The following is a 13,615-nucleotide window of genomic DNA, read 5'->3' on the forward strand; positions in this document are numbered from 1 at the left end:
GCCGGCCAGGGTATCGGCCGGAGCATCATTATTTACCCGCGGCAACTCGCCGCTGTCTCGAAGGAAAGCCATGGACTCGATACTGGCTGGCGCGCGCACAAAAACAGGCGGCGACCGCGGAACCTACATCTACATCGGTGCCTACAGCGCGGTGCTGTACATGGTGCTGCTGACCGCACCGGTGATCGCCTCCAAGCTGGTGGCGCAATTCGGCCTGACGGCTACCCAAGTAGGCGGGCTGCTGTCCATGGAGCTCGGGGCCTTCAGCTTGGCGACTATCCCCGCCTATCTGTGGCTCAAGCGCGTCAACCTCGTGACGGCAACTCGTGTCTTCACGCTGGTTGCCGTGGCCGGAAATGTGGTCTCGGGCTTTGCGGACAACTACGCGCTCTTGGCGGTGTGCCGCATTGTGACGTCCCTGGCTGCTGGCTCGATCACCGTGGTGATCCTGAGCTTGAGCGGCAGGAGCGCGAACCCAGGACGGGCCTATGGGTTATTCGTTGCGGCCCAGCTGGTCATGGGCGCCGTGATTCTGGCGCTCTTCCCGGTGCTCTTCGCGGATTCCGCGGTGTCGGCGATCTACTGGACCATGGCTGGGCTAGCCCTGTGCTGCATGGCGGTTGCGCACCGCATCGATGGCAACGTGCTGTTGGGAAGCGCCGCTGACCCGGCTGCCGATAGTGCCAACTACGGGCACCGGCCGGCCCCGAGATCCAAGGCGTTTCTGGCCCTGGCGGCGGTAATGCTTTTCTACGTAGCGTTGAGCGGGGTGTGGTCGTTCATGGGGCAATTCGCGGCGTCCGCGCAGATCAATTTGGGTACGACGAGCCTGATTCTCGCTGTTGCGACAGTCCCGGGAATTGCTTCCTCCTTGCTGGCCACATTCCTGGGCGACCATCCGCGCCGCCCGCTGTTCCTCATTCTCGGTTATCTGGCGATGCTGCTGTCCATCGGCTTGCTGTTCGGGTTGAGCGGAGCCGTGCAGTTCGCGGCCGCGGCGATCATCTTCAAATTCTCCTGGACCTTCATCCTGCCCTACTTGCTGGCCACGGTCTCCGACCTGGACTCCAGCGGCCACCTGATGAATTCCACGAACTTGATGATCGGCACCGGGTTCGCGCTTGGACCAGTTCTGGGCGGCATGCTCATCGAGGCTGCCAGCGGCTTTGGTGTGCTTCTCGTCGCCTGCAGTGTCGGAGTGCTGCTGTCCATGACCTGCGTGGTTCTCGTCCAGGGCCGCCATCAGCACGGCTTGCCCCAGCGCGTCGCTCCAATGGGAATTCCTGAATAGCAGTGCACGGTCCACCACCGGCACATGCCAACCAGTGGAAAACAACGACTTTCCAGGACCTGCGCCGCTGGTAAAGGTGCCGAGGCATGTTCAGGGACCACAACGATTCGCCCAGAGCGCCATGAAGCCCCAGCCGGTGTCCTCGATCCTGTAAGGTTCACGGACACCCGCTGGGGCCCAGGCGCGCTTTTCCGATTGGCGAGGCGCTAGACTGCCAGCTTGCGGCGGATGAATCCGGACGCTTGGTCAACGACGATGATCAGAATCAGCACGATGATGATGTGCGTAAGCATCGTATCGAACTGGAACGACTTGATCGCCTGGTTGATGAGCAAGCCGATGCCGCCAGCACCGACCAGGCCCAGGACCAGTGACGATCGGACGTTGACGTCGAAGCGGTACAAGAGCAAGCCAACGAACTGCGGGATCACCAGCGGCAGTGCGCCATGGGTAAGCTGCTGAACCCGTGATGCGCCGGTGGTGGACAGCGCTTCCTGCGGGCCCTGATCGGTTTCTTCCAGGGACTCGGCCCAGAGCTTTCCCATCACTCCCGTGTTGTGGCAGATCAGCGCCAGCACACCTGCGAAGGGACCCAAGCCCACGGCGGTGACGAAGATGAGCGCAAAGACGATATCCGGTACCGCGCGGAAGAAGGACAAGATGCTGCGTGCTGCTTGGTAGGCCAGCGGATGCGGCGTCGTGGTGCGGCATGCGAGCACAGCGAGCACCAAGGCCGTAGGAATGGAGAAGGTCGTACCCAGCAAGCCGATCCACAAGGTGACCAGCGTTGCCTCCAAGCCAGGAAGTATGACTTTGTCCCAGCTCAGATCCGGCGGGAATGCGTCGCTGATGAATCGTGCCATCCCGCGCCAGCCTTCCACGAGCAGCGCCGGATCAAAATCAGTTCCCGCGATGGCCAGCAGATGAAGGGCGGCAATCACTGCAACTGCGGTAATCCAAAGGGTACGCCGGGCGGCCTTGTGCGGGTCCCTGGGCAGTGCTGGGGCGGATTTTCCAGCGATCATTTGCGAAGTGCTTTCCACTGCCTGCTCCTTGATGCGAGTCCGGGTATGGAGGCTCATGCTGCAATCCTCTCGGGAGAGTAGAGAACGTCCAAGAAGTCGTCGCCGAGATTCTGGACCGGACCGTTGAAGGCGATACGTCCATGCAGCAACCCGATCGCCCGGTCTGCGTAGCGTTGTGCAAGCTCTGGCTGGTGCAGAACCGCGGCGACTGCAAGGTTTTCGTCGTGCGCCAAGGTAGCGAGCAATTCCATGATGTTCTCGGCCGCATGCGGGTCCAGAGCAGAAACCGGCTCATCGGCAAGCAGCACCGACGCGCGCTGGCACAGGGCCCTGGCGACGGCTACGCGCTGCTGCTGTCCGCCAGAAAGGCGCCCGACCTTGTCCAGGGCGCGGTCGGCCATGCCAACCCGGTCCAGGCAGGCCATTGCTTCTTCCCGCAGTTCGCGGGAGAAGAAAGCGGGGGAGAATGAGGCCAAGCCGGTGACACGGGCCAGGGCGCCTGCGCAGACATTGTCCAGTGCTGTGCGGCGGGGCACCAGATGGATCTTCTGGAACACCATGGCTGCCCGGGATCGCGCACGGGCTAGATCGCGGCCATGGAGATCGGCCAGGTGGATGCCATCCAATTCGATGCTTCCCGAATCCGGCGTGGCCAATCCCGCGACGCACTTGAGGGTGGTGGATTTTCCGGAGCCGTTGGCACCCAGAAAGGCCACGAGCTCGCCGCGGTTGACGGTGAAATCGACGTCATCAAGCACGCGGCGCTGGTTGAAGGACTTGGCCAGGGACTTCACCGAGAGGGCCGGACGGGGCAATTGCGTGGTGTCCATGGTTAGATATCGTCCTCGGTGAGGCCCATTTCGGAAGCCAGGTCGAACAGCGGGCCGTAGGTTTCCTTGGTGACTTCCAGCAATGGGCCCGGAGGGGTCACATCCAGGAAAGCTCCTACCTGGGCGATATCTTCCTCCGGCAGGTTCAGCAGCGCGTGCTTAACGGCTTTCTTCAGTTCCGGGTCGGCATCGGCGCTGATGGTGATCGGGTCATTCGGGATGGGTTCCGAGGTCCAGATCTGGCGGTAGTCTTCCGGGTTGAAGGTACCTTCTTCTTCGGCAACCGCCTGGGTCTGCGAGTTGAGCTGGGCGGCGTCGACAGTTCCGTTGGCCAAGGCCAGCAGTGATTCAGGATGCCCTCCTGCGTAGTTCAAGTTGACTTCGGACTCGGCAATGCCGGCAGTCTTCAGCGCGTAGCGCGGCAGGACATCTCCGGAGGTTGAGCCCACGCCGCCAAGTGCGAAGTCCTTTCCGCGCAGGTCTTCGAGGGTCTTGATTTCTGAATCCTTCGCAACCCAGATGCCACCGGTGTAGGTGCTGAGCTCGCCTTGGGCGGTCCCGAAGGACACGAGCGGTTCAGCGCCGGCCTGCTGGCTGGCGAACACGTATCCCACGGGACCGAACTGGCCAAGATCCAGTTTTCCATTGCGCATTGCCAGTACCTCTGCGGCGTAGTCCTCGACAACTTGGACCTCGACTTCGCATCCGAGCTCGCGCTCCAATGCGTCGGCGAGCACGCCGTACGCCGGTTCGAGCTTGGCTGGTGCTTCGTAGGGCTCGATGCCGAAATTGATGGGCCCATCGGCGCAGAACGCGGGGGCAGCGGAGTCGGCCTGCTCATCCGCCTGGGCGGACCCGCAAGCGGTGAGGGCCAGCAGGCCCAGCGAGACGGCAGAGAATTTAAATGCCTGAGAGATCTTCATGGTTTGCTCCAATGCGTGGTGTAGCTAAGCTAGGCGGTGATCGACGAAGCCATGGCCGGCTTGGCGAGGTTTTTGATGTTCTTGTCGGCCAGGCCGAAGGACAGGGTCATTCCGACTCCGGCGGTCACGGAGACGACGGTAATGGCGTCGGCGGCATTGCGGATGAGCAAGGGGCCGATAGCGCTGGAGGCATAGATTCCTTGCCAGCGTTCAATGACTTTCAGCTCGGTGCCACTCATGTAGCCCCCGATGGCCGAGAGCAATGTTTGCGAGGTCGCTTCCTTGAGGAAGGGAGCTTGGGTTGCGGCGTAGCTGTGCGAATCTCCCATGAGCAGGGTGCCGTCGGGCCTTTGGGTGAACATGACATTCGCCTGGATATCCAGCAGCTCCGGGTGCTCGGCGAGAACTTCAGCCTGCAGGGCCTTGGCTGCTGGCACTTCGGTGAAGGCCTCGTAGCGCAGCATGGAGGTGGCGGTGAGGACGGCCGGCTTCAATTCCAGGTCTTCGGAAGCTTCTGCGCGGAGCATCTGCAGCGCGCACCGGGTGATCTGGTGCTCCTGCGCGATCTGCGGGAAGAGGTAGTCCACGTCGTGGCCGACGCAAACGAAAACCTGGTCGGCTTCGAAGGCGCCGCGATTAGTTTGCACGCTGGCCCGGCGATGCCGGCCGGCACCGAATCCCAAGGCGCTGGTGCTGAACTGGACGTTGCCAGCAACATGGGCGTTGACCCACTGGGCCAGCTTGGCCACCGTGGTGCGCGGGTCGACGCGCAGGTCATCACGCAGGAACGCGCCGCCGAGGAATCCTTCGGTGCTTTCGCGTCCGAGCTGTTCTGCGATGTCCTGCGCGTTGAGCATCTCGACCTGCCCGGTTTCGCGGCGTGCGGACAGTTCGCGCAGGACCTGCAATTCCGTTTCTGTCGAGGCCACCACGACAGCTCCCGATTCAACGGCCCAGAAGCCAGCGCGTTCAGCGTAGTCAAGCCACAAGGGACGTCCTGACTGCGCCAGGTCGTAGAGTTCGCCGGACTGCGCGGTGATGCAGCAGTGGCCGAAGTTGCGGACCGATGCGCCGATGGCCTCATGGTCACGTTCAATGGCGATTACCGAGAGGCCGGCGTCCAGGGCTCGAGCGGCATGGGCCAGGCCGACAATGCCGGCGCCGACCACCAGCACATCTGCGTGGTTGGCGACTGGCCGGGTCTGCGGGAAATTTTTTTCGTTGCTCACGACAGTGATCATCCATGCCCGGGATGAGCGGATTCAACCCAAAATGGCACTTGTTTGAACAAGTTTGCCTAGAGTTCAGAATGGGGTCCGTCTATTCACTTTCCGTTCACTGGAATGTCTTGTGAATCGCTGATTTCACAATAAAACCACTTGTATGATCAAGAGGTGATGGAGAACAAGAAGCAACCCAAGTACCAAGCCCTCACCACCTGGTTGCGGCAGGAAATAGCGGCTGGCACATGGCACGAAGGAGATGTCCTGCCCAGCGAGGCAGAACTCTGTGCCCGCGCCAATGCCTCGCGTGGCACGGTCCGGCATGCGCTCGCCCAGTTGCGTTCGGAGGGCCTCATTGCGGGGGGACAAGGCAAGCCGCCAATCGTGGCGCAACAGGTGCAATCCCAATCGTTTACCACCTTCATGTCCTTTACTGATTGGGCGCGCTCCATCGGATTGGAGGCTGGACAGGAAACGCGGGAATTGGCGCAGCGCCCGGCCGATGCCCTCGTGGCCGAGCAGCTCGAACTCGAAGAAGGTGCCAAGGTGGTGCAGATCCTGCGCCTGCGCTTGCTCGATGGGAGCCCGGCGATGCTGGAGCGGACTAGCTTTACCCAAGAAGTCGGTCGGCTGCTCTTCGAATTCGATGCGGATGACGGTTCGATTTTCGAGTACCTGCGGGAGCAAGGCGTAGACCTCTACCGAGGCAAGCACACCATCGACGCGGTGGCGGCCGATGAACTGGACGCGCAGCTGCTGGGTGTCCGGCTCGGCGCCCCGCTCCTGCGCGAACGGCGCGTGACTTCCTCCAAATCGGGGCAGAAACTTGAGTACTCCGATGATCGGTATTTGCCGGATCTGGCCAACTTCACCATTGAAAACACCAGCGAGCATCGCGCCTCATTGAGCCGTGTGCGAAGCATTGCTATCTGAACAGGAAAACACGATGAAACGAGAAGACATGTTTGAACTCATTGCCTGCGATATGGCTGGAACGACCATTGACGAGCATGCCGATGTGTACCGGGCTCTGGAGAATGCGGTGTGCGAATTCGGTGTTGAGGTCAAGGAGGAGGATCTGCAGCATTGGATGGGCGCCGAGAAGAAGGAAGCGATCAAAGCGCTGATTGAACTTGGCGGAGCTGTTGCCAGCGATGAGCAGGTGCAAGTGCAGTTTGGCCGTTTCCGCGATCTGCTGCTGGGATATTACCGGGAGAATCCGCCCGTCGCATTGCCAGGTGTCGTGCAAGCGCTGGAACGCTTGGCTGCCAGCGGCAAGAAGATCGCATTGACAACGGGGTTCTCGCGCGATGTTGCCGATATCATCCTCGATGGCTTGGAGTGGAAGGTCGGTCCTGGCGAACTTCTCGACGCAGTGGTTGCCGGCGATGAAGCAGCAGCGGGACGCCCTGCGCCGTACATGATTCATCGAGCGATGGAGCTGACGGGAATTCGCGATGTAGCCAAGGTTGTTGCCGCAGGCGACACCGCCAACGACCTGCTGGCCGCGCATCACGCGGGAGTGCACGGGATCGGTGTGCTGACCGGGAAGCTGGGCCGCGAAGAGCTGGACCGGTTCCCTCATGCCGCCATCCTCGAATCCGTGGCGGAGCTGCCGGATTATCTCGAGGCGATCGAGCCCGCGGCCGTGTAGTTCGACCCGAGTAATTTTGCAATGCGGAAGATATGTTTCGTTTCGGGTTGGGGTGCGGGATATGCTGAGCTCTAGTTGGAACATCCCATTGAGATGAAAGAGAGTCGTCATGAGCAAGACTGTTCTTCAGCGCCACCTGTTCGGACCGGGTCCATGCAACCCGTATCCCGAGGCAACGGCAGCGCTCGGCCTTCCGCTGCTGGGCCATCTGGATCCGGAGTTCATTGCACGCATGGATCGCGTTGCTGATGGCTTGCGTACTCTCTGGGGAACCGGAAACTCCCGTACCTTGCCTTTGAGCGCCACGGGCTCAGCTGGCATGGAAGCCGCTTTCGTCAACACCATCAACCCAGGCGACGTAGCGGTCATCGCGATCAACGGCTTATTCGGCGAGCGCATGTGCGAAGTTGCCGCGCGCGCTGGCGCTGAAGTAGTCCGCGTCGAGCATGAATACGGCACGCCGATCGATGCCGAACGCGTTGCCGCGGCGCACCCGAACCCAACCGTCATTGCCGGCGTGCATGCTGAAACCAGTACCGGAGTTGTTTCCGATATAGCCGCGCTGGGCGCAATCAAGGGCGATGCACTGCTGATCACCGATGCAGTGACCTCCATTGGCGGCATGCCGGTGCTGGCTGATGAATGGGGGATCGACGTTGGCTATGCCGGCACGCAGAAATGCCTCGGCGTGGCTCCGGGATTGGCACCATTTACCATTTCAGACCGTGCTTTCGAGCGCCGCGTCCAGAAGCCCCAATCCTGGTATCTGGATCTAGGCTTGCTCGGCGGCTACGCCACAGGTTCCACCGGGGGCCAACGCACCTACCACCACACCGCACCGGTCTCGATGGTCGCATCGCTGGAAGCCGGCATCGACCGCATCCTGGCTGAGGGCCTGGACGCGGTCACCGCCCGCCATCAGGAAGCGGGAGGCTTGCTGCAAGATGGCTTGCAGGAAATGGGCCTGGAGCTATTCGCCCAGGAGGGGTACCGCCTGCCGCAGCTGACGACGGTCTACGTTCCTGAAGGCGTTGATTCGGCGAAGGTCCGTGGATACCTGCTCGACCGCTTCAATATTGAAATCGGCGGCGGTGTCGGCAAGTACGCGAGCACCGTATGGCGCGTCGGCATGATGGGCCCCAACGCTAATCCGGGTTCGGTGGCGCTGCTGCTGGCTGCGCTGAAGGAAGCGATCGACAAGGCCTAAGCCCGTGAGGGCCGTGGCCTACTGAGCGCAAAGCAAGGCGGGGCCAACCAGGAGATGGAATGGTCCCGCTTTTTGCCGTGGCCCTTGGGCTAGCCCAGCTGGTCTTGTGAATGCGCAAAGTGCAGCTGCACCGAATCGTCACCGGTCGAAAGCCTGGCGTAGCCGCCAATCGGCAAGGTGAACATCGGGGAAGTGTGGCCGAAATCGAGGTTGGCCACAACCGGGATGCGCTGCAAGATCGGGTGCTTTGCGATGACTTGCTCCAGCAGGCTACGGGTGATGCCGGATTGCCGCTGGAAACGCCCAATGGCCAGCCCGGTCAGGCCAGCGGCGCCAGAGGACTGCAGGAAAGAGGCGAGCTTCCGGGCGATTTCGTGGATGTCCTCGGAGGAGTCTTCCTCGATGAAGAGCATCGCGCCGTGCAAGGATGGCATGAATGCGCCGCCCTGCAACAAATGCAGCGTGCCCAGATTCCCTCCAATCACCGTGCCCGTGGCCGCTCCTTGATTCAGGATCCACGGTCCGCCGGATGCCTGGACGGACCTGTTGTCTTGATCCATGAACCACAAATCGTCGGTGAATTCGCTGGCGTGCTCGATGGTCCACGCGTGCTCGTGGGTTGCGGTCCGGAACCACTGTCCGGTTGGTTCAAAATGATCACGCATGCCGAAGCTGGACCAATGCGCGCCGACATAGGTAACGAGGCCGGTCTTGGCATGCACGGCGTTTGCCAGCGCGGTGAAATCCGAATAGCCGCAGAAGACCTTGGGATTGGCGGCAATGAGATCCCAATCGAGGTAGGGGAGCAGCTCGTTTGAATTGAAGCCGCCAATGACCGAGATGATTCCGGCGACAGAAGGATCGGCAAATGCGGCGTGCAGATCGGCCACGCGCGACGGGATCGGCGAGCTGTCGAAGTCATCGTTCTCGTCTACGTGATCTCCGAATTCCTGCTTGAGCCCCATGGCCTCGAAGCGTTCAGTGATCCACTTCGTATTGTCGAATTCCATCACGAAGGCGCGGGAGCACGATGGCGCGATGGCCCTGATGGTGTCTCCGGATTGCAATCGGGCTGGGACGATGGTCGGCTTCTCATGGCTTGTCATGCAATCAGTCTAGGGTCTGGCTTGGCAGGGGATAATAACCCGCACGCAGTCGCAGGCGACTAGTTGGCGAAATTTTCGCAACAAATGAAGATATTCCGCTCCAGCTACTGGGAGAATACTGCGAAATTCGATAACGTGGGCGGGACAGCGCAATTTCTCTAAAGAAAGAAGCAAATAAGGTGAAGTCCCTCTTCGACTTGGAATTCAAACAATTCATCACGCCATCGATCATCAAGATCGTTTACATCCTGATCATGGTCCTGTTGGCGATCGGCTACCTCGGAATCGTGATTTCCGGGTTCATGGCTGATGCAATGCTCGGCTTCCTCATGCTCCTGATCGTGGGTCCTTTGGTGTCCCTGGTCTATTTGGTCCTGGTCCGTGCAGGACTCGAATCCTTGCTGGCACAGATCCGCACGGCAGAGAACACCACTGAACTCGTTCGTCTGGCCGGTGGCATCCCGCCGGCAGAAGGCGGCTACCGCCCGCACCCGGGTAATCCTCCTGCTCCCCAGCAGCCGCAGGATCCAACCGCCAATGGCGGCGGCACTCCGCCAGCCAACCCTTACCAGAAGTAAGTCCAACGGCCAATGGCCCGCACCCGTGGTGCGGGCCATTGGCCGTTGTTGAGCGAACAGCGTGCAGAACTACCAGTCGCTGGACGCTTTGAGCGACAGCACTGGGCAGGAAGCCTGGAGCAGAATCCGTTGCGCGTTGCTTCCCATGAGGAACTTGCCCATTGCCGTCCGCTTGCGCAGGCCGATCACGATCAGCTCGGCTCGTTGGGCCTGGGCTACATGCAGGATCTGGTCTGCCGCATCGGCACCCTGGGTGTGGCGCTCAATCCAGAAATCGATGCCGGCATCAGAAAGGCGGGCTTCCAGCTCGTGGTACTGCTTCGCGTCAATGAGCCTGTCGTCAACGAGCTGATCGCCCTTCGAAGAGTTCACTACGATCAATCGCACCTCGCTGCGCCTGGCTTCGAGAATGGCTCGTTCCAAGGCGGCTTCGCCTTCTGGCGAGGGAATATAGCCCACTACGATCGTCATGATTCATTCCTTTCAGCAGCCTTGCTGTTCTCATTTCCGTGGCCAGGCTTCGCCTGTTCCGGTTCGGGGCCGCCAGCTGCATCGTCGCCCAGCAGGGCCTCGGCGGCGGCAGACGCTGTCCCGCGTTTGCGCCGAATAGCGGAGATCAGCACTGGCAGCAGGAGCAGGACGGCGATGAGCACGTAGATGCCCACGGCCAGCGGCTCGCTCCAGAGACCTGAGACTTCACCAGCAGAAAGCTGGAAGGTCTTGCGCAGCTGTTCCTCGGCCATGGGGCCGATGATGACACCAAGGATCAGCGGAAGCACTGGCAGGCCGAAGCGGCGCAAGGCAAAGCCCAGCAAACCGATCAGCAGCAGCAGCCAGAGATCAGCTACCTGCATGTTCACCGAGAAGGCGCCCAGCGTTGCGAAGAACAAGATGCCTGCGTACAGGTAGGGGCGCGGGATCTTCAGCAGCTTCGCCCACAGCGGCGCTAATGGCAGGTTGATCAGCAGCAGCAACGTGTTGCCAATGAACAAGCTGGCAATCAGGGCCCACACCAGGTCTGGTTCATTCTCGAAGAGCAGCGGACCGGGCTGGATGCCTTTCATGGTCAAGAACGCCAGCATCACCGCAGCGGTGGCATTGGTGGGCAAGCCCAAGGCGAGCATCGGAGTCAGGGTGCCAGCGGCAGAGGCATTGTTCGCGGCCTCCGGGCCGGCAACGCCCTCAATGGCGCCGTGGCCGAACTCCTCAGGATGCTTGGACAGCTTCTTTTCGGTGACGTAGGACAGGAAGGTCGGAACTTCGGCACCGCCGGCAGGCAGCGCGCCGAAGGGGAACCCAAAGGCGGTACCGCGAAGCCAGGGCTTCCACGAACGCTTCCAATCTTCCTTGCCCATCCACGGGGCACCCACCGGAATGGTGCGGGCCGGGCTGGTGCGCAAGTGCGCGGCAATCCACAGCGCCTCGCCAATGGCGAAGATCGCCACGGCGACCACCACGATGTCCATGCCGTCCACCAGGGGAGCGAAGCCGAAAGTCAGGCGCTGCTGCCCGGAGACCGGGTCCATGCCGACCAGGCCAATGGCCAAGCCCAAGCCCAGGGAAGCGAACCCGCGGATCTTGGAAGAGCCCAAGACTGCGGTGACAGTTACCAAAGCGAGGACCATGATGGCGAAGTAGCTCGGTGCGCCAAGGCCCACCGCGAACTTCACGACGATCGGGGCGACGGTCACCAGCAGCGCGGTACCGATGGTTCCTGCAACGAAGGATCCAATGGCCGCGGTGGCCAAGGCCTGTGCCGCACGGCCGGCCTTGGCCATCTTGTGGCCTTCGATGGCCGTGATGACTGTTGCCGATTCACCCGGGGTATTGAGCAGGATCGAGGTGGTTGACCCGCCATACATCCCGCCGTAGTAGATGCCGGCGAACATGATCAGTGCGCTGGAAGTTTCCATGCCGAAGGTCAATGGCAGCAGCAGTGCCACAGCCATGGCCGGGCCGATGCCCGGGAGCACTCCTACAGCGGTTCCCAGGATGACACCGGCGAAAGCGAAGAGCAGGTTAATCGGGGTCAGCGCCGAGGCGAAGCCGCCCATCAATAAATCCAGAGTTTCCAATTAGAGCACCCCCGAGAGGATTCCGGCCGGAAGCTTGATGCCCAGACCCAGATAGAAGCCGTAGAACGAACCAAGCGCCAAGGCAAGCGAAATAACCAAGGTCAATACCCAGCGCCGTGCACCCAGGCAGGTGGCCGCGCCGAAGAACATGATGGTTCCCGAGATGACCCAGCCAGCCCAATTCACGATCAGCAGGTTCAGCACGAAGATGCCGATCAGCGGGAGCAGGACCTTCCAATCCGAAGGTTGGCTCAGGTCCACGTCTTCGCCTTCTTCGCCCGCTGCAAGGTTGCCACGCATGACGGTGATGGCCAAGGCAATGGACGAAAGAATGAGAATGCCCGAGACGACGTAAGGCAGGGCCTTGGGACCTACAACGTCTGCCTGGGAGTACGTCACATGAAGCTGCGACGCGTCAACAAACACGATGATTCCGACGATAAGAAGAAACGCGGCGAACAGGAGTTCGACGCGTTTCTTCTTTGCGGTGCCTACTTCGCTCACGCCAGGCCCAGGGTCTTCAGGACGCTGGCAACGCGCTCGTCCTGGTCGGTGAGGAAGGCGGAGAATTCGTCACCGGTCATGAAGGCGTCGCTCCAGCCGTTGGTCGCCAGGGCTTCCTTCCACTCGGCCGAATCATGCATTTCGGTGACCAGGTTGACCCACTTGGCCTTGTCCTCTTCGGAAATCTCAGGTGGAGCCACCAGGCCGCGCCAGTTGGAGAACACCAGATCGATATCCGATTCCTTCAGGGTCGGGGCATCTACGCCTTCCAGGCGCTCTTCGCCGCTGGTGGCCAGTACGCGAACAGAGCCCTCTTCGATCTGCTGCATGTACTCGCCGGCACCGGAGGCAGCGAAGGCCAGCTTGTTGCCCAGGATGGCCGGCAGCAAGTCGCCGCCGCCATCGTACGATACGAAGTTCACGTCCTTGGGATCAATGCCCACGGCTTCGGCCAGCTGCATTGGCAGCAGATGGTCCGGGCCGCCAGGGGAGGAGCCGCCGCCGACCGAGAGCTTGCTTGGGTCGTCCTTCCAGGCCTTGACCAAGTCGTCAATGCTCTTGTACGGAGAATCCTTGGAAACCATGATCGCTCCGGGCTCTTCGATGAGCTTGGCAATCGGGGTGGTATCGGTCAGCTTGGAGTCCGTTTCGTTGGTGTAGCTTGCACCCACCACGCCCAGGCCCATGAGCATGGCCAGATCGCCATTGCCCTTCTCATTGACAATGCGGGCCAAGCCGACGGTGCCGCCGGCACCGGCAAGGTTGAAGACTTCCGGGTTGCTGGCCAGCGATGCGTCATCCATGACCTTGGCGGCAACACGGGCAGTGGTGTCGTAGCCGCCGCCTGGGGTGTTCGGCACCATGATGCGGAGGTTCGCGATGGGGCCCTTGGACTCTGCGGCGTCAGTGCTGGAAGACTCTGATGTCACGCCGCAGCCAGTGGCGGTCAGGGCCAGTGCAGCGGCAGCTGCCAGCGCGCTCAGCGCACGGAACGACTTGAAGGGTTTCATGGGGATTCAGCCTCTTTGCTTTCATCGGGGTTGCGAGTGATACCAACTTACGTGCCATCGTGAGCCGGGTCACTCTTGCGTACTCAAAGAAAATACTGTTCATTGTGTAACCGGAAATTGTGATCTGAACCATTCGAATCTTCGGTAAGGTAGCACAGTGCCAGGATGCAGGTGCCAGCAAGGACCTGC

At 61.2% G+C, this 13,615-nt stretch carries 14 protein-coding genes; 5 read left to right on the plus strand and 9 right to left on the minus strand.

Annotated elements, in window-relative coordinates; all coding sequences use genetic code 11:
- Positions 1–70: 70 nt before the first annotated feature.
- Positions 71–1,291, plus strand: coding sequence for an MFS transporter (locus tag ACWICV_RS12695; protein ID WP_454091110.1), 1,221 nt, complete (start codon positions 71–73; stop codon positions 1,289–1,291).
- A 206-nt stretch (positions 1,292–1,497) separates the two neighbouring features.
- Here ACWICV_RS12695 and phnE read toward each other — a convergent pair whose 3' ends face one another.
- The 4 genes from phnE to ACWICV_RS12715 are packed head-to-tail and all read right to left on the minus strand — an operon-like array spanning position 1,498 to position 5,298.
- The gene (phnE, locus tag ACWICV_RS12700; RefSeq protein ID WP_400290401.1) at positions 1,498–2,373 is read right to left on the minus strand and encodes a phosphonate ABC transporter, permease protein PhnE; all 876 of its coding nucleotides are present in this window, start codon (positions 2,371–2,373) and stop codon (positions 1,498–1,500) included.
- On the minus strand, positions 2,370–3,146 hold the full coding sequence (locus tag ACWICV_RS12705; RefSeq protein ID WP_400290402.1) for a phosphonate ABC transporter ATP-binding protein: 777 nt from the start codon (positions 3,144–3,146) through the stop codon (positions 2,370–2,372). The genes phnE and ACWICV_RS12705 overlap by 4 nt, the downstream gene beginning before the upstream one ends.
- A gap of 2 nt (positions 3,147–3,148) precedes the next feature.
- Positions 3,149–4,069: a phosphate/phosphite/phosphonate ABC transporter substrate-binding protein gene (locus ACWICV_RS12710; RefSeq protein WP_105658230.1), complete on the minus strand. Its 921-nt coding sequence runs from the start codon at positions 4,067–4,069 to the stop codon at positions 3,149–3,151.
- A gap of 29 nt (positions 4,070–4,098) precedes the next feature.
- On the minus strand, positions 4,099–5,298 hold the full coding sequence (locus tag ACWICV_RS12715) for a TIGR03364 family FAD-dependent oxidoreductase (RefSeq protein WP_454091111.1): 1,200 nt from the start codon (positions 5,296–5,298) through the stop codon (positions 4,099–4,101).
- A 168-nt stretch (positions 5,299–5,466) separates the two neighbouring features.
- Between ACWICV_RS12715 and ACWICV_RS12720 the strand changes: the two genes are divergently transcribed.
- The 3 genes from ACWICV_RS12720 to ACWICV_RS12730 all read left to right on the plus strand — a co-directional run bounded on the left by ACWICV_RS12720 (position 5,467) and on the right by ACWICV_RS12730 (position 8,153).
- Positions 5,467–6,225: a GntR family transcriptional regulator gene (locus tag ACWICV_RS12720; RefSeq protein WP_400290576.1), complete on the plus strand. Its 759-nt coding sequence runs from the start codon at positions 5,467–5,469 to the stop codon at positions 6,223–6,225.
- 13 nt (positions 6,226–6,238) lie between these two features.
- Positions 6,239–6,946 (plus strand): phosphonatase-like hydrolase, encoded by a 708-nt coding sequence (locus tag ACWICV_RS12725; protein ID WP_400290407.1) that lies wholly within the window; start codon positions 6,239–6,241, stop codon positions 6,944–6,946.
- A gap of 109 nt (positions 6,947–7,055) precedes the next feature.
- Positions 7,056–8,153: a pyridoxal-phosphate-dependent aminotransferase family protein gene (locus ACWICV_RS12730; protein WP_332730822.1), complete on the plus strand. Its 1,098-nt coding sequence runs from the start codon at positions 7,056–7,058 to the stop codon at positions 8,151–8,153.
- 89 nt (positions 8,154–8,242) lie between these two features.
- Here ACWICV_RS12730 and ACWICV_RS12735 read toward each other — a convergent pair whose 3' ends face one another.
- Positions 8,243–9,259, minus strand: a complete 1,017-nt coding sequence (locus tag ACWICV_RS12735; protein WP_454091112.1) for a S66 family peptidase — start codon at positions 9,257–9,259, stop codon at positions 8,243–8,245.
- 179 nt (positions 9,260–9,438) lie between these two features.
- On the opposite strand from ACWICV_RS12735, the gene ACWICV_RS12740 reads away from it, so the two are divergent.
- On the plus strand, positions 9,439–9,837 hold the full coding sequence (locus tag ACWICV_RS12740) for a DUF4282 domain-containing protein (protein ID WP_105661845.1): 399 nt from the start codon (positions 9,439–9,441) through the stop codon (positions 9,835–9,837).
- A 69-nt stretch (positions 9,838–9,906) separates the two neighbouring features.
- Here the strand turns inward: ACWICV_RS12740 and ACWICV_RS12745 are convergent, their stop codons facing one another.
- From ACWICV_RS12745 to ACWICV_RS12760, 4 genes are read right to left on the minus strand one after another with little or no spacing between them, the layout of a single operon-like run.
- Positions 9,907–10,308, minus strand: coding sequence for a universal stress protein (locus ACWICV_RS12745; protein WP_332727091.1), 402 nt, complete (start codon positions 10,306–10,308; stop codon positions 9,907–9,909).
- The gene (locus tag ACWICV_RS12750; protein ID WP_402472734.1) at positions 10,305–11,891 is read right to left on the minus strand and encodes a tripartite tricarboxylate transporter permease; all 1,587 of its coding nucleotides are present in this window, start codon (positions 11,889–11,891) and stop codon (positions 10,305–10,307) included. The genes ACWICV_RS12745 and ACWICV_RS12750 overlap by 4 nt, the downstream gene beginning before the upstream one ends.
- Positions 11,892–11,912: 21 nt before the next feature.
- The gene (locus ACWICV_RS12755; RefSeq protein WP_332594928.1) at positions 11,913–12,416 is read right to left on the minus strand and encodes a tripartite tricarboxylate transporter TctB family protein; all 504 of its coding nucleotides are present in this window, start codon (positions 12,414–12,416) and stop codon (positions 11,913–11,915) included.
- A complete protein-coding gene (locus tag ACWICV_RS12760) occupies positions 12,413–13,426 on the minus strand; it encodes a Bug family tripartite tricarboxylate transporter substrate binding protein (protein ID WP_105661846.1) in 1,014 nt (337 codons plus the stop codon). The genes ACWICV_RS12755 and ACWICV_RS12760 overlap by 4 nt, the downstream gene beginning before the upstream one ends.
- Positions 13,427–13,615: the final 189 nt, after the last annotated feature.

It is taken from the genome of Glutamicibacter sp. NPDC055354, from assembly GCF_053644955.1.